The following is a 17,909-nucleotide window of genomic DNA, read 5'->3' on the forward strand; positions in this document are numbered from 1 at the left end:
TGTGACAGTGGTCAAGTGCCAGCCGCCAGTTCCAATGCTCACCTGAACATTGGAACTGGCGGCTGGCGCGTTGCAATTACTTGGTGGTTGAGACGCTGGCCTTACTCAAGCCCTTGGTATTGTGATCGCCTGGCGTCGTGGCCGAAATAGCTCTGGCCTTTGACAGACCCTGGGTCGCTTTAGAGTTCGCTACGCCCGAAGTGGCCAAGCCGTGCCCACGATCAGTATTGTGATCGCGCCCAGTGTGCTGACCATTCACGCCACGATCGCGAACGGCCCTGCCGGCATGATCCGCGTCCAGGCCTTCGGCGCGGCCATTGTTGGAGGCGCTGGCTGAATGCCCGGCACTATCGCCACTGTGTCCGGCGCTGCCCACACCGCCGCCGTGACTGCCACCGCCGCCAGCACCCGCGCCACCGCCGTGACCGCCGCCACCACCACCACCACCACCACCACCACCACCACCACCACCACCACCACCACCACCACCACCACCATCCTTGGCGTAGGCGGAAGCCATGATCGACAGTTCAGCAGGCAGTAACGGTGCAGCGGCAAACATCATTACGCACGACATGACGGCAACGAGGTTGTTCTTTTTTAAACGCATGATGGCATCCACAAGGTTTGGTTTTACTGCCATCTAAGACGCGCCCGGTGACATCCAGTTCAACAACAAGCGATCAGCGGAAGCACCAATCCCTCACAAACCACGTGAGTGGGAATACGTTGCTTTTACCTACCGTAAAAGGGTGAAAACCGCTCAGATCGAGCGGGATGCCAGACTAATCGAAAGCGCCATTCAGAACTTCGTAGATGAGCCCGCTCGCGATAGCCACCAATATCAAGTCTGTACCCGCCTGCTGCCACTCATACCCGTCGTAGTGAGGCAATTGCCCAGCCAGTCGACCATCCAGTTTTTTGGCGATACCCGGCGGAAGAGGCTTTCCTCGTGCCAGATTTTTCTGAATGCCGGGCGGCAGCGCGGGGCCTGGGCTCCAGTAGTCTCTGTAGCCATTGAGTACGCCTAAGACGCCACCGCGATCAATAACCGGTGCGTGATCCCAATTACCCGAGCCAGACCCTTTGTTCTTGCCACCCTGGTTGCCGTGGCTCTGACTGTGCTGTGGCCCGCCCTTTCCATTTCCTTTGCCATTGCCATTGCCATTTCCCGGGTCAGCCAGTGCCGCCACCGAACTCACAGCCAAAGCCAGGCAAGTAACAGACGCAACAACCAAACGTGTTTTAAGCATGACGGCCCCTCAGAAAGAAATACTTGTTCAAATGTAGACGAGATTGCGGTGGCGCTGCAGGTTCGTTATCGCCCGCCATACAACTGCCGCATGACTTATGCGACAATGCGCGCAATGTCTGGCATGAATCCCGCCTTTAATGCCCAACAGCCTGGACACCGCGTCCAGATGCTGCTCTCGCCCCATGCCTGCTGGCTCAACGCCGACGGTGACCGGATCGGGAAGAAAACGCTCCAAAATGCCCCAGGAATGGCCCTAGCGCCACATGTGCGGCTCGCAACCCATTGATAGGTAAAGCAATTGATCTCCACAGCTAATATCACGATGCAGTTCGGCGCCAAGCCGCTCTTCGAAAACGTTTCGGTCAAATTTGGCGCGGGCAACCGCTATGGCCTGATCGGCGCCAACGGTTGCGGCAAGTCGACCTTCATGAAAATCCTCGGCGGCGATCTTGATCCGTCCGGCGGCCAGGTCATGCTCGAGCCGAACGTGCGTCTGGGTAAATTGCGCCAGGACCAGTTCGCCTACGAAGAATTCACCGTGATCGACACCGTGATCATGGGTCACGAAGAGCTGTGGAAGGTCAAGGCAGAACGCGACCGTATCTACTCGCTGGCGGAAATGTCGGAAGAAGACGGCATGGCCGTGGCCGAGCTGGAAACCGAATTCGCCGAAATGGACGGCTACACCGCCGAATCCCGTGCAGGCGAGCTGTTGTTGGGTTTGGGCATTCCGCTGGAACAGCATTTCGGCCCGATGAGTGAAGTTTCCCCAGGCTGGAAGCTGCGCGTATTGCTGGCTCAGGCCCTGTTCTCCGATCCGGAAGTGCTGTTGCTCGACGAACCGACCAACCACCTGGACATCAACACCATTCGCTGGCTGGAAAACGTTCTGACCCAGCGTAACAGCCTGATGATCATCATCTCTCACGACCGTCACTTCCTGAACAGCGTGTGCACGCACATGGCTGACCTGGATTACGGCGAGCTGCGCCTGTTCCCGGGCAACTACGACGAGTACATGACCGTGGCGACCCAGTCCCGCGAGCAACTGCTGTCGGACAACGCCAAGAAGAAAGCCCAGATTTCCGAGCTGCAATCGTTCGTCAGCCGCTTCTCGGCCAACGCCTCGAAAGCCAAGCAGGCCACTTCCCGCGCCAAGGCGATCGACAAGATCCAACTGGCCGAGGTCAAGCCTTCCAGCCGCGTGAGCCCGTTCATCCGTTTCGAGCAGAACAAAAAGCTGCACCGCCAGGCGGTCATGGTCGAAAAGATGGCGAAAGGTTTCGACGGCAAGCCGCTGTTCAAAGACTTCAGCTTCCAGGTTGAAGCCGGCGAGCGCGTAGCGATCATCGGCCCGAACGGTATCGGCAAGACCACCCTGCTGCGCACCCTGGTCAACGAACTGACCCCGGATGCCGGTAGCGTCAAGTGGACCGACGCCGCGGAACTGGGCTACTACGCTCAGGACCACGCCCACGACTTCGAAGACGATGTCACGCTGTTCGACTGGATGGGTCAGTGGACTCAGGGCGAGCAGATGATTCGCGGTACTTTGGGCCGCATGCTGTTCTCCAACGATGAGATCCTCAAGTCGGTCAAGGTGATTTCCGGTGGTGAGCAAGGTCGCATGCTGTTCGGCAAGCTGATCCTGCAAAAGCCGAACGTGCTGATCATGGACGAACCGACCAACCACCTGGACATGGAATCGATCGAGGCGCTGAACCTGGCGCTGGAAAACTACCCGGGCACGCTGATTTTCGTCAGCCACGACCGTGAGTTCGTATCGTCCCTGGCCACGCGCATCATCGAGCTGAGCGCCAATGGCGTGACTGACTTCAGCGGCACTTACGATGACTACCTGCGTAGTCAGGGTGTGGTGTTCTAAGAGCAGCTTCGAGTGTTCAGTTGCTAGCTGCAAGATAAAAAGCCCTGTCCTTGTGACGGGGCTTTTTGCATTCCAAAACCAGTATTTATATGGGTACCGACACCATCGCGAGCAGGCTCACTCCGACATTTGAATGCGTCCCCTCCTGTAGGAGTGAGCCTGCTCGCGATGAGGCCATCAGCAACACATCACTCCCGGGCAGGAAAAATAGTTAGTCTGCTTCCTTTTATTTCAGCACCCGGCCATGATGCCGACTCTCCTGCCGCCGCCCGCGAACGAGTCCTCATGTCTGTGCAGCAACTGCCCCCGCAAAGCTCCATGGCGATCACCCTGCAGATCGTTTCCATCGTGTTCTACACCTTTGTCGCCTTCCTGTGCATCGGTCTGCCGATTGCGGTGTTGCCCGGCTATGTTCACGAACAACTGGGGTTCAGCGCGATCATCGCGGGCCTGGTCATCGGTTCACAGTACCTGGCCACCCTGCTCAGTCGGCCCATGGCCGGGCGGATGTCGGACACCATGGGCACCAAACGGGCGATTGTTTACGGGTTGTCGGGGATTGTGCTCAGCGGACTGCTGACGCTGATGTCGACGTTGCTGCAGGATTTTGCGCTGGCAAGTCTGTTGATTCTGATCGTTGGCCGGCTGTTGCTCGGCGTCGCACAAGGCCTGATCGGGGTCGGCACCATCAGTTGGTGCATGGGCCAGCTCGGCGTCGAGCACACGGCTAGGTCGATCGGCTGGAACGGCATCGCCTCCTACGGCGCGATTGCGATTGGCGCGCCACTGGGCGTGGTGATGGTCGCCGACTACGGTTTTGCCAGCCTGGGCATCGCCCTGTCGGTATTGGCGGCAGGCGCCTTGGTGTTGATCCGCAATAAACCCTCGGTGCCAGTGGTACGCGGCGAACGCCTGCCGTTCTGGGCGGTGTTCGGGCGCATTGCACCGTTTGGCGCCAGCTTGAGCCTGGCGTCCATCGGTTACGGCACGCTGACCACCTTCATCACCCTCTATTACCTCAATCGGGGCTGGAGCGGCGCCGCGTACTGCCTGACGGTTTTTGGCGCGTGTTTCATCCTGTCACGACTGCTGTTCATTTCAACCATCAGCCGCTTTGGCGGTTTCAATTCGGCGATTGCCTGCATGACCATTGAAACCGTCGGGCTGATTCTGCTGTGGCTGGCGCCGTCCACCGCAGTCGCGCTGATCGGTGCCGGGCTGGCGGGTTTTGGCTTGTCGCTGGTGTATCCGGCGCTGGGGGTCGAGGCGATCAAACAGGTGCCCAATTCCAGCCGGGGTTCAGGGTTGGGAGCGTACGCAGTGTTCTTCGATCTGGCCCTGGCGATTGCCGGGCCGTTGATGGGCGCGGTGGCGCTGAACCTGGGGTATTCGTGGATTTTCTTCAGTGCGGCGCTGTTGTCGGTGATCGGGCTGGGGTTGACCTTGCTGCTCAAGCGCAGGGCGTTGAGCTGAAAAACCAAATCAAAAGATCGCAGCCTTCGGCAGCTCCTACATTGCTTTGTGTAGGAGCTGCCGAAGGCTGCGATCTTTTGATCTTTTATTGATCTGCGGTTTGCATCCCCGCCCGGCTCGGCCGGCCCAGCGTACGCGAGAAAAACTGGCCGGCTTCGGAGATCATGTTGCGGTGGATGTCTTCGCGGTCCACGCCGTCGGCGTCGGTGCACAGCGCCGGCATGGCGCGGATCTGCTCTTCGTTGCACGGCGCCATGAACACGAAGTGCCCTGCCCCGGCGAGCAATTTGAAGTCCGGGGCGGTCGGCAGTTTGCGCGCCAGGGCGGCGGCGTTCTTGTCGAAGGCCACCAGTTTGTCGCCGTCGCCGCTGTACAGCAGCACCGGCACATGCACGTCTGCCAAGGTGTGACGACCGAACTTCAGGCTCAGTGGCGCCATCAGCAGCAGCGCGTGCACGCGCGGATCAGCCACTGGCTGCAAGTCATCGCGATCGACGATCAGTTCGCCCTGGGTATTGCAGGCATCGCGGTCATCCGGGCGTTCCTGGCAGTAACGGCGCAGACGATCCAGATCCGGCTGCGCGCCCGAGAGAATCAATGCGGTTTCGCCACCCGCCGAATAACCAATCACCCCGACCTGATCGGCGTTGACGAACGGCGAGAGCATCGGGTCGCCGAGGGTGGCGGTGATCGCTTCGGAAATCTGGATCGGCCGCCCATACAGATTGCTCAGGGTGCCGAGCCGGCTGTGATCCTTGGAGTTGTCGCCGGGATGAATCACCGCCACCACCACAAAGCCCTTGCGTGCCAGCGAGGTGGCGAGGTCATGCAGGGCGATGGGCGTGCCGGTGTTGCCGTGGGACAGCATCAGCATTGGAAAGCGGCCGATGGCGACTTTGGTGTCGGCGCCGGCCTCGACGCTGTAGCCCTCAAGCAAACTGGTGTGTTCGCGGTCGCTGGAGGGATAGAAGGCGATGGCGCGCATCGGTTGCAGATCCAGCGGATCGAGGAAGGTCATCTCGTGGTAACCGACACTCCAGACAGGGTGTCGCCCGGGCGCGGCATGCACTGAACCGAGGCTGCCAAGCAGGCAAATCAGTAACGTTGCACAAAGACGCATCATGGGATGGCCCACCCTGTGTTACTCAATCGAAAGATCCTTCGTGTTCCGACGCCCGAACCCCCGAGGTTCGGTGATCCGGCGCGGCGTTGCACTCAGACGTTGATCGTTTGACTGCATAACCTGGGCCAGATTATGCAACAGTCAGAAACAAAAAACTCCGCACCTGGCCCTTGCAGAACCAGAATACAGAGTTTTTCGAGAGGCTACCTGAACCGTAGCTGGGCTTTACGCAATGCTTACGCAGCGGCGAACAGTTGCTCGCTGATCTTCGCCTGAGCAGCGCTCATCGCGTTGTTGCGCACTTCATCACCGTATGACAGGCCTTCGGCACGGACGATTTCGATGTCGGTGATGCCGAGGAAGCCCAGTACCAGCTTCAGATATTCTTCGTGAGCGATACCGCTCGCCTGACCGGCATGGATGCCGCCGGAGGTGGAGACGATGACCACTTTCTTGCCACCGCACAGGCCTTCGGGGCCGGCTTCGGTGTAACGGAAAGTCTGGCCGGCAACGGCGACGCGGTCGATCCAGGCCTTGAGCTGGGTTGGCACGGTGAAATTGTACATCGGAGCGGCGATCACGATGGCGTCGGCGGCGATGAATTCAGCCAGGGTCGAAGCGCTCAGTTCAGCTTCGTGCTGTTGTGCGGCATTGCGCAGTTCAGCGCTGGTGCCGGCCGCCACCAGGGTGGTCGACGAGAAGTGGCTGATGGCGTCGGCGGCCAGGTCGCGGTAGGTCACCACGGCAGCAGGCTCGGCGGCTTGCCAGGCATTGACGACTTGACTGCTCAACTGACGGGAAGCCGAGTTGTCGCCCAGAATGCTCGAATCGATGTGCAGCAGTTTCATGTGGAATCTCCTGGAAAGAATCGCCGGTGGCGACGGAATGGAAACAATCCTACGGAAGAAACCAATAGCTGATTAGCCGCCGGCAATGCGATAGTTCGTCCCACTGATAGAACGGTGGATTTTTCATGCAGGATCTCAACGATCTCTACTATTTCGCCAAGGTGGTCGAGGCCGGTGGCTTCGCGGCGGCCGGACGTTTGCTGGGCATTCCCAAGTCACGGCTGTCACGGCGCATTGCCGAACTCGAAGAACGCCTCGGTGCGCGCCTGTTGCAACGCACCACCCGCCAATTGAACCTGACCGCTGTCGGCGAGCGTTACTTGCGCCACTGCCAGGCAATGTTGCTCGAGGCGGAAATGGCCGACGAAGCCGTCGCCAGCATGTCCAGCGAACCTCGCGGGCGCTTGCGTGTGTCCTGTCCGACCGGTCTGGCGCGGGAAATGCTGCCGTGGGTGATTAGCGACTTCCTCGGCAAATTCCCCCAGGTGCAACTGGAGGTGGTGCTGCTCAATCGCCGGGTGGATCTGGTCGCCGAAGGTTTTGACGTGGCGTTACGCGTGCGTGAACTGGGTGATGAGGACCCGTTGCTGGTAACCCGCCGTCTGCGCCAGGCGCAAATGGTCGTGGTGGCCAGCCCTGCATTTATTCAGGGCAAAACGATCACCCACCCGCTGGACCTTAAGTCGCTGCCGGTGCTCGGCGCGCTGGAAGCCGACCGCATGGTGCACGTGCGTCTGCTCGATCAACAGGGCAACAGCGTCGAGCTGAACATGGAAGCGCGGCTGGGTATCGATGACTTCATCGTGCGCAAAGCCTGTGTGCTGGCAGGCCAGGGCTTTACCCTGCTGCCGATGATGAATTGCGAGGCCGACCTTGAGAGTGGCGCGCTGGTGCAACTGCTGCCCGAGTGGTCGTTGCCGGGGGGCTGGTTGCAAGCGGTGTATCCGCATCGGCGCGGGGTGATGCCGGCGGTGCGGGCGTGGATCGATCATCTGGTCGAATCGTTCAATGCGTGTGGAGAGCGACTGTTATGACAAAAGGAAAGATGAACGAAGCGGATGTCGCCGCGTTCTGCCTCGCCCTGCCCGGCGCGCGCGAGGATTACAAATGGGGCGGCGTGCGGGTGTTCTCGATTGCCGGCAACAAGATGTTTGCCCTGCAGGGCCTGCGCGGGGACTCATTGGCGTTCAAGGTCGACAAGGATCTGTTTCTCGGCCATTGCGACCGCCCGGGCATTCACCCGGCGCCTTATCTGGCACGGGCGCAGTGGATCATCATGCATCCGCCCTACCCGCTGGCTGCCGAGGAGTTGCGCGGGTTGCTGACGCGCTCGCATCAGTTGGTGGTGAGCAAGTTGCCGAAGAAGACCCAGGTTGGATTACTGCTGTAAACCCGCCCCCTGTAGGAGCTGCCGCAGGCTGCGATCTTTTGACTTTGATCTTATAAAAAACAAGATCAAAAGATCGCAGCCTGCGGCAGCTCCTACAGGGGAATTTGTGGTGATTTAGAACAATGAAAGCAGGTTCGATCCGAGAAACAGCTGGTCGATCCAGAACACCTGATGCAGCGCCACAATCGCCCAGAACAGAATCTGAAACGACACCTTGCGCGTCTTGTGCCGGAACACTTGCTGGGCGATCAGCGCGCCGGGCCAGCCGCCGGCCAGTTCCAGCGCGTGCAGGATGTTCTCCGGGGTGCGCCAGGCGTCGGCGCGGGCCTTGCGCTTGTCCGCCCAGTACATGAAGAACGTCAGCACGCTGACCACGCCATAGGCGGTCAGCGGTACCAGCGAAATCCCGCGCAGCCACATCGACAGTGAGCCGAACAGTGGCAATGCGCAGACGACCAGCAGCACCGCCAGTTTCAATCTCAGATGCTGAATGCCGCCACCGGATGGGCGTCCGTCCGGGCGGCGTGCGCGCGAATCACTCATGGCTTGGCCGCCGCCCAGTCCACCCAGCCGAACTGCCAGGTCGCCAGAATCACCAGACCGAAGACAATCCGGTACCAGGCGAATGCCGCGTAGCTGTGGCTGGCGATGAACTTGAGCAGACCGCGCACGGCGATCATGGCGAAAATGAACGCCGTGACGAAACCGATGGCGAACACCGGGAAGTCTGCGGGTACGAACAGATGGCGATACTTGTAACCCGAGTACACCGCCGCCCCGACCATGGTCGGCATGGCCAGGAAGAACGAGAACTCGGTCGCAGTCTTGCGCGACAGGCCGAACAGCAGACCACCGATGATCGTCGAGCCGGAGCGCGAGGTGCCGGGAATCATCGCCAGGCACTGCGCGAAACCGACTTTCAGCGCGTCTTTCCAGGTGATCTCATCCACTGTTTCGGCGTGTACTTCGTGCTGTCGGCGTTCGGCCCACAACATGATCACGCCACCCACCACCAGCGCCGTTGCAACGGTGATGGGATTGAACAGGTATTGGTGGATCAGGTCGGCAAAAATCACCCCCAACACCACTGCCGGCAGAAACGCGATCAGCAGATTGGCAGTAAAGCGCTGCGCACTCGGCTGGGTCGGCAGGCCGATCACCACGTCGAGGATCTTGCGACGAAACTCCCAGACCACCGCGAGGATCGCGCCGAGCTGAATAATGATGTTGAACGCCATGGCCCGTTCGCCGCCGAAGTCGAGCAAGTCGGCAACAATGATCTGGTGTCCGGTACTGGAAATGGGCAAAAACTCCGTCAGCCCCTCTACAACTCCTAGAATCAGTGCCTGCAAGGCGGTCCAAAGATCCATCAGTCCCCCAAAGAGCGATGCACATCGGCATGCCCCGATAGTATTTTTCTAACGTTCACTGCGTTCAGCGTAGCTGGTTGTTGCTGTACCGATTCCGCGCGCACAGGATCCACACGAAACGGTCAAAATTCCGTGAAATATCAACTTTGATTCAGGTTTTCACGCGCGGGGCCGAAATCCTAACAGACAGGCCTCAATAGTGCTGCGGCGTTATACGACTTGGGTCGCGTATGCCCGATCACCGAAAACGTGATTGGATGCTGGCGTTGATTTATTACAAGAAAAAGAAATCGGAGTGACAGCGTTATGAACAGCTTGCGCAGTGTGTCGATCAGCCGACGCTTGTGGCTCATTTTGATTGTGGCAGTGGTGATGCTGCTGACCTTGGGCGTGTTGATGCTCAAGCAGATCCACGATGACCTGTACCACGCCAAGGCGCAGAAAACCCAGCATGTGGTGCAGACGGCCAGCGGCCTGCTGACCTACTACCACGACCTGGAAACCGCTGGCACCCTCACCCGCGACGCCGCGCAGAAACAGGCGTTGACTGCCATTCGAGGCTTGCGCTACGACCAGAACGATTACTTCTGGATCAACGACCTCACGCCCGTGATGGTCATGCACCCGACCAACCCCAAATTGGAAGGCCAGAACCTCTCGGCCATCCGTGACCCGGACGGTTTTGCGGTGTTCAACGAGATGGTCGCGATCGCCAAAAGCAAAGGTGCGGGCATGGTCAATTACCGTTGGCCCAAGCCTGGCGCCAGCGAGCCGGTGGCGAAAACTTCCTACGTCAAACTGTTCGAACCGTGGGGCTGGGTGCTCGGTTCGGGCATCTACATCGATGATGTGCAGAGCGAATTCCAGGGCCAGGTGATCAAGGCCACGGTGATCGGTCTGGTGATTGCGCTGATCATGGCCCTGCTGGTGATCCTGATTGCCCGCAGCATCGTGCGCCCGTTACAGGAAAGCGTGAACGCCATGGCCAACATCGCCAGCGGCGAAAGCGACCTGACCCGCAGCCTCGACACCCACGGCCAGGACGAAGTCACGCAACTGGCCCATCACTTCAACGCCTTTACCGCCAAATTGCGCCGGGTGATCGGTGACTTGCAGGTGTCGGCCAGTGCGCTGGGCCAGTCGTCCAGCGAACTGGGCAACGATGCCACCCAGGCCCAGCAACGCAGCCAGCAGCAATCACAGCAGATGGAACTGGTGGCGACCGCGATCAACGAAGTGACCTACGGCGTGCAGGACGTGGCAAAAAACGCCGAACACGCCGCCGCTGAAATGCGCGATGCCGAAGCTCAGGCGCAACAAGGCCAGATCAACATCGACGGCAGTCTGCAACAGATCGACAAGCTCTCCGGAACCATTGATCAGGCGGTCGAAGTCATTCGCACGCTGGCGGCGGAAAGTACGCAGATCGGCAGTGTGCTGGAGGTGATCCGCTCGATTGCCGAACAGACCAACCTGCTGGCGCTCAACGCGGCCATTGAAGCGGCGCGCGCCGGTGAACAGGGCCGGGGCTTTGCGGTGGTGGCCGACGAAGTTCGTCTGCTGGCGCAGCGCACGCAGAAATCGACAGCGGAAATCCAGTCGATGATCGAACGCCTGCAAAGTCATTCCGAAGCAGCGGTCAAGGTCATCGGCGACAGCAGCAAAGCCTCGCAACTGACCATCGAACAGGCAGGCCTCGCCGGGGCCAGCCTCAACGCCATCGGCCAGGCTTTACGCAACCTCAATGGCCTGAACGCCTCGATTGCCAGCGCCACGCTGCAACAGGCGCATGTGGTCGAGGACATCAATCAGAACGTCACCCAGGCGGCCGGGTTGTCTCACAGCACGGCGCTGGCGGCGGAGCAATCGAGCGTGGCGAGTGTGAAGCTTGGGCAGTTGAGTGAGCAGTTGAACCAGCTTCTACGCCAGTTCCGCGTCTAACACCGCCCCCTGTAGGAGTGAGCCTGCTCGCGATAGCGTCATATCAGTCAACCCCGGAGTGGCTGACCCACCGTCATCGCGAGCAGACTCACTCCTACAGGGTTTCGCGGTTTCCCATCAAAATCGGTAACAGGCTTATTCCGACAGGTTTTTGGGTACAATCCGCTCCCTCCTGAACTCCCCCAAGGAACCCCCATGTCCGGGCTTGAACTGTTTGCCGCCGCCCTCGGTGTGATCGCCGTGTGGCTGACGGTCAAACAGAATCCGTGGTGCTGGCCGATCGGCCTGGTCATGGTGTTGCTGTACAGCTGGATTTTCTATGACGTAAAGCTGTACTCGGACATGTTGCTGCAAGTGATCTACGCTGCGCTGCAAGTTTACGGCTGGTGGCAATGGACCCGCGCCGGGACGATGCATGACGGGCGCGACGTCACGCGCCTGGGTCGGCGCTCGATCCTGCTCGGCCTTGGCGTGGGGGCGCTTGGCAGCCTGCTGCTGGGCGCGGCCATGGCGCACTGGACCGATGCCGCACAACCGTGGCTCGATGCCGCACTGACCGCCTTCAGCCTTGTCGCTCAATTGTGGATGGCGCAGAAACGCCTGCAATGCTGGGCGCTGTGGTTCGTGCTGGATATGATTTTCGTCGGCCTGTTCCTTTACAAGGGGCTGTACCTCACCGCCGCACTGTATGCCCTGTTCACCTTGATTGCGCTGCAAGGCTGGCGTGAATGGCGCGCCGATCCGGCGTTGCAACGATGAAGGTGGTTGTCCTCACCGGTCCGGAATCCACCGGCAAGAGCTGGCTGGCTGCCGGCCTTCAAGCACACTTTGGCGGTCTGCGGGTGGATGAGTACGTGCGCTGGTTCATCGAGCAGAATCCGCGCGATACCTGCCTGAACGACATCCCCGACATCGCCCGCGGGCAGTTGCAGTGGGAAGATCAGGCACGGGCGCAGCAACCCCGGCTGCTGATTCTCGATACCCATCTGCTGAGCAATATTCTGTGGAGCCAGACCCTGTTTGGCGCCTGCCCCGCGTGGCTGGAACCCGAGTTGCTGGCGCGGCATTACGACCTGCACCTGCTGTTGTCGCCGGAGCATATCGACTGGACGGACGACGGCCAGCGTTGCCAGCCACAACTCAGCGAGCGCATGGCGTTCTTTCAGGCCACCCGCGATTGGCTGGAACAAAACGGGCAACCGCTGCAAATCATTCAGGGCCATTGGAATGAACGCCGCTCTCAGGCTTTCGACGCCGTTGCTCGTTTGTTGGCCGATCATCCCGCCAAATAGCCCCTTTCGGGGCTCAAGTGTCCATTCCTGATACACCTCCCCCAGCGCAGAGCAGCCAATTCAATGGCCTTCATCGTTCTGTAAGACCATCTGTTACGCCCATGAAACACTGTTGGGCAAACCCTTGTTCCAGAGCTTTGCGCCGCCTGTGACCACTTGGCTGCCCACGGGACTGTTTCAACGCTGAAACAGATTTTGTATCAGCGTTGCACGCGCCATCGCCAACCCATTGAAAATAAAAGACAACTCAAAAGCGGCACAGCTTTCGCTCTCTCCTTCCCAACGCTGACAAGAGCCAGCCCACTGAAGAAGGAATTGCCACCGTGGGGAATTTCAATAAAGGCCTGACCTGCCTTCTGCTGATCGGATCAGCAGCCAGCACATTCATCAGTTTCAACGTTCAGGCCGAAGGCAATGGCGTGATCGTTCTCAACCGCGACGTCCAGCCGATTCCTATCGGACGCAGCGGCGGCAAAGACCCCTACCCAACCACGGTCAATGCCAATCCTTCCGATCGAATCCATCAAGCGATGACCAGCACCGAACTCAGTGATGGTGAATTCGCCAGTGTGGCCAGCGGCTCTTCGATCCGCAGCAACATCATCACACCGAACTCGGACATGCCCGGCATGAACGTCCTGACCAACCCCAACGGCCTGCCAGGCATGAGTGCCGGTCATGGCGGCGGCGGTGGCGGCGCGATTTCCAACACGATCAATCGCTCCTTGAGCACCGGTCTGGCACCCCTGACCCGCATGGCTGGGGGGCAATGAGATGAATCGTTCCCTTCTGCTGCTTGCCCTCTTCGGCTGCACCAGTGCGATGGCCGATCCCGGTTCAGTGAACAACGCGAACATCCAGGACACCGGTGCGCAGTACCGCGGCAACTTCAACGTCAACCAGGCCGCCGGCGACCAGATGCAACAGACCAACACCAAGGCGATCGCCATTGGCACCAACGCCAGCGCCACGACCATCGTCAGGCAGAAGCTCGATACACCGGCAAACCCTTCGATGAATGCCAGCGCCACCATTGGCGGCAACGCTTTCAGTAATGGCAACGGGATCCTGGGCGTGAACCAGGGCGCCGGTGCCAACAATCAAATGGCCAACGTGACGCGCATCAGCATCAGTGCTGCCCCGCAAAGCGTTGACGACAGCGCCCTGTCGCAACAGAACGTGGCGCTTTTACCGAGCTCAGGAGCAACTGGTACCTCACCCGGCAGTCGCCAGGTCACGACAAGTGATCAGGCCTTCACCGGCAGCCGAGGGGTAATCCAGGTGAACCAGAGTGCCGGGGTGGGGAACCGCATGGCCAACACCCTGAGCATCCGGGTCGCAGACTGACCCAAATAAAAAAAGCAGTGCAATTAGAAAGTACCAACACTTAACCCAACTAATAAGCACGATGGAGAAACACCATGAAACCTACAATGGCTCTCAAACCACTGGTTTTCGCACTTGCAGCAGTAATGGCAATGGCGGCTCAAGCGGGCGGCAATGATCATGGTAACGGGCATGGCAATGGTCATGGCAACCATGAACCAAAAGGCCCAACCCTGGAACAACTTCTGCAGATCGGCGCAGGTGCCGGGGCGGCAGTGCTCGACGAACAAAACAGCGATGGCAACGTGGTGAAAAACCAGGGCACGGTCAACAACGCCAACGCCAGCGACTCGCTCAATGGTTCTAACGGCAACATGGGCGCCAACGTTGCAGCCGGCGACGGCAACCAACAAGACAACGCCGCTGCCCTGGCTACCGCCGATGAAAGCTTCATTTTCGGCACTGCTGTTGCTGCCTCGAGTGCGACTCAAGTCAACAACAACAACTATGTGAAAAACTCGTCCACCTTCAATAACGCTACGCTCAACAATGCAGGCAACAATGGTTCCGGCAATATCGGCATCAACGTGACTGCGGGCAGCTTCAACCAGCAGAAAAACAACCTGGCGATCGCCGTATCCGGTGGCCGTGTAGCCACTGCCGCGGCTTCCGCCAACCAGTCCTCAACTGGCCTGGTCGTAGAAAACAAAGGCGTGCAGGCCTACAAAACAGACACCCTTACTGGCACCTACGCGGCCGCTGGCACGTTTAAAGCCAAAGGCACTGCAACCATCGAAGGCGATGACCACGGCGGTTACGACAATCGTGGCGGCCACGGTGGCAATGATGACCAGAAAGCCAAGTTCGAAGCCGTGGGTACCTTTGGCCTCGCTGGCGTCACCACTCAGCAAGTGCTGACCAAAGATGGCTGGAAAGCACCTGTCGTCAACAATGCCAACATGACCAACTCGATGAACAACTTCTCCGGCAACGGCGGAGCCAACGTCTCGGCGGGTGTGGGCAACCAACAAAGCAACTCGCTGTCCATCGCTGCAGGTTGCAAAGCCTGCATGTAATCGCGATCGAAACGAAAGCCCCGGAAACGGGGCTTTTTCCTCAGTCCGCAAAGGCGTATCGATCATGCGTAAGACTGCCTTTATCGCCCTGCTTTGCCTGTCCGGCCTGACCCAGGCTGCGCAGATGCCCGTCGCTGCCCTGCCCGGCGGCGTACTCGTCTACAAAAACGTGCAAAGCATCCGTGAGCGCAAGTTTTCCGACATCGTCGAACAAAAAACCGATTTCAGCTGCGGCGCCGCCGCACTGGCCACGGTACTGCGCCAGGCCTATTGGCTCGACGTCGATGAGGAGCACATCATCAAAGGCATGCTGGTCAACGCTGACCAGGCCCTTGTTCGCACTCAAGGGTTTTCCATGCTGGACATGAAGCGCTACGTAGAAAGCATCGGCATGCGCGCCAGGGGTTACAAGATTCCGCCGGAAAAGCTCGACGATGTCACGATCCCGGTGGTGGTACTGATGGAAATTCGCGGCTACAAGCATTTCGTGGTGCTGCAGCGCTCGGACAAGAGTTGGGTTTACATCGCAGACCCGGTTCTCGGCCACAAACGCTACGCCCATGATGACTTTGTCAAAGGCTGGAACGGCATTGTCTTCGCCATCGTCGGCCCCGGATACGACAAAACCAATGCACTGCGCAGTCCTCCGGCACCGCTGACCGCCAAGAACAAGCTCGATTCTTTCAACCCTGTCAAAGATGCTGAATTGATGGACTTCGGGTTCATACAGAGCGACTTCTTTTAATCGCCGATTATAAAGAATGGGGCTGGATGTCCCGGGAGCAGCAGATGAAAACCTCATACTGGCTTGCCGCCGCCTGCCTGGCAGCGAGCGCGTCAGGCTATGCCAATGCAGGGTTCAAACCTATCGAAATCACTGATCAGGAGCTCGCCGAGCTACGCGGTCGTTACGTCATGCCGGGGCGGATCATCAGCTTCGGCATTGTCATGAGCAGTACCTGGCGCAACGCCAGCGGTGATCTGATCGGCGCTGCGACGTCGATGCAAATCCAGGCCGCCACGATCAAACCGGAATTCTATGTCTCAACCATCAAAGAACAGGGCAATGGCAGTACCCTGACTCAGGGCACTGGCAGCGTCGTAGGTGGCGCGGCACTCAACAGCAGCCAGGGCGTGACCCAAAGCGTACGCGCCGCCGGCGACAGCAACACCGCCAACAACAACGTGGCGATCAACGTCAAAGAGGCCAACACCCCCCCTGCCCTGGTACCTGCACAAGGTCAGGCGTTGATGGCCGGGCAAACAATCGGTGCCAGCAATGCTGCCGGCAGCGTCGCCGTTTCAGCCACCAGCGGTGGCGTGCAGATGGCTATTCAAGCTGCGGGCAATCAGGGCGCAGCCCTGCAACAAGTCGCCCAGGGCGGCCTGCTGCAGAACACGCGTCTGCTTGGCAGTGCCAACGTGGTCAACAACATGACCCAACTCAATGTTGTGCTTAGCAATAACGGCATCAGCCCTGGCGCACTGGACTGCAACCTGACTCAACTCAGGGCACTACGCAATATTGGATATTGAACTACGCTGAGTCTCGATCATTGGGCTTAAAGGGACGGCTTATTCATGTATCGATCAGTATCACTGCGTGCAGCTGTATGTTTGAGCACTCTTCTACCTGCGGCAATGCTGCAAGCAGCACCCGACGCAGATGTGGAGATTCTGAAACAGGAACTCCTGGAGCTGAAACAACGATACGAAGTACAACAAAAAGCCCTGGCGGTGCTCGAACAACGGGTCCGTCAGGTCGAAGACCAACCGGCGGCCCCACAACCCAAACGACTGGCCAAATCGCCGGCCGACATGAAAGGCAATCCAAAAGTCGCGACCAGCACCGGGGCTCCCGGGGTTGGCGCGGCGGCAGCGTCGGGGGGCGCAGCCGGGGGCAGTGGCGCGTCTTATGGGCAATCGCTGGCCGACGATTCGCAACCGGCACAGAGCGTATCCAACCTCTACGACGAGGCCAGCGGCTTCTTCGGCGGCGGCAAGTTCAGCTTTGAAACCGGCGTGACCTACTCGCGTTACGACACCCGTCAACTGATCCTCAACGGCTTTCTGGCCCTGGACTCGATCTTTCTGGGCAACATCAACCTCGACCGGATCAAGGCCGATACCTGGACTCTGGACCTGACTGGCCGCTACAACTTCGACAATCGCTGGCAGTTCGACGTGAACGTACCGGTGGTCTACCGCGAATCGACCTACCAGTCCGGTGGCGGCAACGGTGGCGCGTCCAACGTCACGACGGAACAGGATGTTTCGCGTGATCCAACCATCGGCGACGTCAACTTCGGCATCGCGTACAAGTTCCTCGACGAGTCGGTCAACACCCCGGACGCCGTGGTCACTCTGCGGGTCAAGGCGCCCACCGGCAAGGACCCGTTCGGGATCAAGCTGCGTCAGACCGACGCCAACTCCAACCTGTTCGTGCCTGACACCCTGCCTACCGGTAACGGCGTCTGGTCGATCACCCCCGGCGTCTCGCTGGTCAAGACGTTCGACCCGGCTGTGCTGTTCGGCAGCTTGTCCTACACCCACAACCTGGAAGAATCGTTCGACGACATCAGTTCGACGGTCAACCAGAAAAACCCAGGCAAGGTACGCATCGGCGACAGCTTCCAGATCGGTGCCGGTATTGCGTTCGCTCTGAACGAGAAGATGAGTATGTCGTTCTCGGTGTCTGACCTGGTGCAACGCAAGAGCAAGCTGAAACAGGACGGCGGGGATTGGGAATCGGTGGTGTCCAGCGATGCCAATGCCGGTTACTTCAACGTCGGCATGACCATTGCCGCCACGGATAACCTGACCATCGTGCCCAACCTGTCGCTCGGTATGACCGACGATGCCCCAGACTTCTCCTTCAGCCTGAAATTCCCGTACTACTTCTAAAGCAAAAGATCGCCGCCTTCGGCAGC

19 protein-coding genes are annotated in these 17,909 nt (G+C 59.3%); 13 read left to right on the forward strand and 6 right to left on the reverse strand.

Annotation, left to right across the window (positions count from 1 at the left end):
• Positions 1-76 precede the first annotated feature (76 nt).
• Complete coding sequence (locus NN484_RS24580; RefSeq protein WP_274659337.1) at positions 77-610, reverse strand: hypothetical protein; 534 nt, start codon at positions 608-610, stop codon at positions 77-79.
• A gap of 175 nt (positions 611-785) precedes the next feature.
• A complete protein-coding gene (locus NN484_RS24585; protein WP_127647644.1) occupies positions 786-1,253 on the reverse strand; it encodes an anti-virulence regulator CigR family protein in 468 nt (155 codons plus the stop codon).
• Between the two features lie 300 nt (positions 1,254-1,553).
• On the opposite strand from NN484_RS24585, the gene NN484_RS24595 reads away from it, so the two are divergent.
• Complete coding sequence (locus NN484_RS24595) at positions 1,554-3,140, forward strand: ABC-F family ATPase (protein WP_027612713.1); 1,587 nt, start codon at positions 1,554-1,556, stop codon at positions 3,138-3,140.
• Positions 3,141-3,425: 285 nt separating this feature from the next.
• Complete coding sequence (locus NN484_RS24600) at positions 3,426-4,613, forward strand: MFS transporter (RefSeq protein ID WP_215500013.1); 1,188 nt, start codon at positions 3,426-3,428, stop codon at positions 4,611-4,613.
• Between the two features lie 85 nt (positions 4,614-4,698).
• Here the strand turns inward: NN484_RS24600 and NN484_RS24605 are convergent, their stop codons facing one another.
• A complete protein-coding gene (locus tag NN484_RS24605; protein ID WP_127647646.1) occupies positions 4,699-5,736 on the reverse strand; it encodes an alpha/beta hydrolase family protein in 1,038 nt (345 codons plus the stop codon).
• 236 nt (positions 5,737-5,972) lie between these two features.
• Positions 5,973-6,584: an FMN-dependent NADH-azoreductase gene (locus NN484_RS24610; RefSeq protein WP_127647647.1), complete on the reverse strand. Its 612-nt coding sequence runs from the start codon at positions 6,582-6,584 to the stop codon at positions 5,973-5,975.
• Between the two features lie 125 nt (positions 6,585-6,709).
• Between NN484_RS24610 and NN484_RS24615 the strand changes: the two genes are divergently transcribed.
• Entirely contained in the window at positions 6,710-7,618 is a 909-nt protein-coding gene (locus NN484_RS24615; protein WP_127647648.1) for a LysR substrate-binding domain-containing protein, read from the forward strand.
• Complete coding sequence (locus tag NN484_RS24620; protein ID WP_127647649.1) at positions 7,615-7,974, forward strand: MmcQ/YjbR family DNA-binding protein; 360 nt, start codon at positions 7,615-7,617, stop codon at positions 7,972-7,974. The genes NN484_RS24615 and NN484_RS24620 overlap by 4 nt, the downstream gene beginning before the upstream one ends.
• Positions 7,975-8,088: 114 nt before the next feature.
• Here the strand turns inward: NN484_RS24620 and NN484_RS24625 are convergent, their stop codons facing one another.
• Positions 8,089-8,517 carry a DUF1294 domain-containing protein gene (locus NN484_RS24625; RefSeq protein WP_127647650.1) on the reverse strand — a complete coding sequence of 143 codons (429 nt, stop codon included), beginning with the start codon at positions 8,515-8,517 and terminating at the stop codon, positions 8,089-8,091.
• A complete protein-coding gene (locus tag NN484_RS24630; protein WP_274658134.1) occupies positions 8,514-9,344 on the reverse strand; it encodes an undecaprenyl-diphosphate phosphatase in 831 nt (276 codons plus the stop codon). The genes NN484_RS24625 and NN484_RS24630 overlap by 4 nt, the downstream gene beginning before the upstream one ends.
• Positions 9,345-9,650: 306 nt before the next feature.
• Between NN484_RS24630 and NN484_RS24635 the strand changes: the two genes are divergently transcribed.
• The 9 genes from NN484_RS24635 (at position 9,651) to NN484_RS24675 (ending at position 17,883) form a co-directional block, all read left to right on the forward strand.
• A complete protein-coding gene (locus NN484_RS24635) occupies positions 9,651-11,285 on the forward strand; it encodes a methyl-accepting chemotaxis protein (RefSeq protein ID WP_274658135.1) in 1,635 nt (544 codons plus the stop codon).
• A gap of 195 nt (positions 11,286-11,480) precedes the next feature.
• Positions 11,481-12,044, forward strand: coding sequence for a nicotinamide riboside transporter PnuC (gene pnuC / locus NN484_RS24640; protein ID WP_127647653.1), 564 nt, complete (start codon positions 11,481-11,483; stop codon positions 12,042-12,044).
• Positions 12,041-12,577: an AAA family ATPase gene (locus NN484_RS24645; RefSeq protein WP_274658136.1), complete on the forward strand. Its 537-nt coding sequence runs from the start codon at positions 12,041-12,043 to the stop codon at positions 12,575-12,577. Before pnuC ends, NN484_RS24645 begins: the two co-directional genes overlap by 4 nt.
• Positions 12,578-12,900: 323 nt before the next feature.
• Complete coding sequence (locus NN484_RS24650; RefSeq protein WP_127647655.1) at positions 12,901-13,350, forward strand: hypothetical protein; 450 nt, start codon at positions 12,901-12,903, stop codon at positions 13,348-13,350.
• Between the two features lies 1 nt (position 13,351).
• Positions 13,352-13,924, forward strand: a complete 573-nt coding sequence (locus NN484_RS24655; RefSeq protein ID WP_215500003.1) for an adhesin — start codon at positions 13,352-13,354, stop codon at positions 13,922-13,924.
• 74 nt (positions 13,925-13,998) lie between these two features.
• On the forward strand, positions 13,999-14,979 hold the full coding sequence (locus NN484_RS24660) for a heme utilization protein (protein ID WP_127647657.1): 981 nt from the start codon (positions 13,999-14,001) through the stop codon (positions 14,977-14,979).
• Positions 14,980-15,043: 64 nt separating this feature from the next.
• Positions 15,044-15,724, forward strand: a complete 681-nt coding sequence (locus tag NN484_RS24665; protein WP_127647658.1) for a C39 family peptidase — start codon at positions 15,044-15,046, stop codon at positions 15,722-15,724.
• A 44-nt stretch (positions 15,725-15,768) separates the two neighbouring features.
• Complete coding sequence (locus NN484_RS24670) at positions 15,769-16,515, forward strand: hypothetical protein (protein ID WP_127647659.1); 747 nt, start codon at positions 15,769-15,771, stop codon at positions 16,513-16,515.
• 45 nt (positions 16,516-16,560) lie between these two features.
• Positions 16,561-17,883, forward strand: a complete 1,323-nt coding sequence (locus tag NN484_RS24675; protein WP_215500001.1) for a hypothetical protein — start codon at positions 16,561-16,563, stop codon at positions 17,881-17,883.
• Positions 17,884-17,909: the final 26 nt, after the last annotated feature.

This window comes from Pseudomonas serboccidentalis, from assembly GCF_028830055.1.
GTDB classification, from domain to species: Bacteria; Pseudomonadota; Gammaproteobacteria; order Pseudomonadales; family Pseudomonadaceae; genus Aquipseudomonas; species Aquipseudomonas serboccidentalis.

Coding starts and splice junctions, on each gene's coding strand:
- NN484_RS24660 (WP_127647657.1), top strand. CDS start 13,999: ATGAAACCTACAATGGCTCTCAAACCACTGGTTTTCGCACTTGCAGCA.
- NN484_RS24625 (WP_127647650.1), bottom strand. CDS start 8,517: ATGAGTGATTCGCGCGCACGCCGCCCGGACGGACGCCCATCCGGTGGC.
- NN484_RS24655 (WP_215500003.1), top strand. CDS start 13,352: ATGAATCGTTCCCTTCTGCTGCTTGCCCTCTTCGGCTGCACCAGTGCG.
- NN484_RS24610 (WP_127647647.1), bottom strand. CDS start 6,584: ATGAAACTGCTGCACATCGATTCGAGCATTCTGGGCGACAACTCGGCT.
- NN484_RS24620 (WP_127647649.1), top strand. CDS start 7,615: ATGACAAAAGGAAAGATGAACGAAGCGGATGTCGCCGCGTTCTGCCTC.
- NN484_RS24635 (WP_274658135.1), top strand. CDS start 9,651: ATGAACAGCTTGCGCAGTGTGTCGATCAGCCGACGCTTGTGGCTCATT.
- NN484_RS24670 (WP_127647659.1), top strand. CDS start 15,769: ATGAAAACCTCATACTGGCTTGCCGCCGCCTGCCTGGCAGCGAGCGCG.
- pnuC (WP_127647653.1), top strand. CDS start 11,481: ATGTCCGGGCTTGAACTGTTTGCCGCCGCCCTCGGTGTGATCGCCGTG.
- NN484_RS24630 (WP_274658134.1), bottom strand. CDS start 9,344: ATGGATCTTTGGACCGCCTTGCAGGCACTGATTCTAGGAGTTGTAGAG.
- NN484_RS24580 (WP_274659337.1), bottom strand. CDS start 610: ATGCGTTTAAAAAAGAACAACCTCGTTGCCGTCATGTCGTGCGTAATG.
- NN484_RS24585 (WP_127647644.1), bottom strand. CDS start 1,253: ATGCTTAAAACACGTTTGGTTGTTGCGTCTGTTACTTGCCTGGCTTTG.
- NN484_RS24675 (WP_215500001.1), top strand. CDS start 16,561: ATGTATCGATCAGTATCACTGCGTGCAGCTGTATGTTTGAGCACTCTT.
- NN484_RS24605 (WP_127647646.1), bottom strand. CDS start 5,736: ATGATGCGTCTTTGTGCAACGTTACTGATTTGCCTGCTTGGCAGCCTC.
- NN484_RS24600 (WP_215500013.1), top strand. CDS start 3,426: ATGTCTGTGCAGCAACTGCCCCCGCAAAGCTCCATGGCGATCACCCTG.
- NN484_RS24645 (WP_274658136.1), top strand. CDS start 12,041: ATGAAGGTGGTTGTCCTCACCGGTCCGGAATCCACCGGCAAGAGCTGG.
- NN484_RS24615 (WP_127647648.1), top strand. CDS start 6,710: ATGCAGGATCTCAACGATCTCTACTATTTCGCCAAGGTGGTCGAGGCC.
- NN484_RS24665 (WP_127647658.1), top strand. CDS start 15,044: ATGCGTAAGACTGCCTTTATCGCCCTGCTTTGCCTGTCCGGCCTGACC.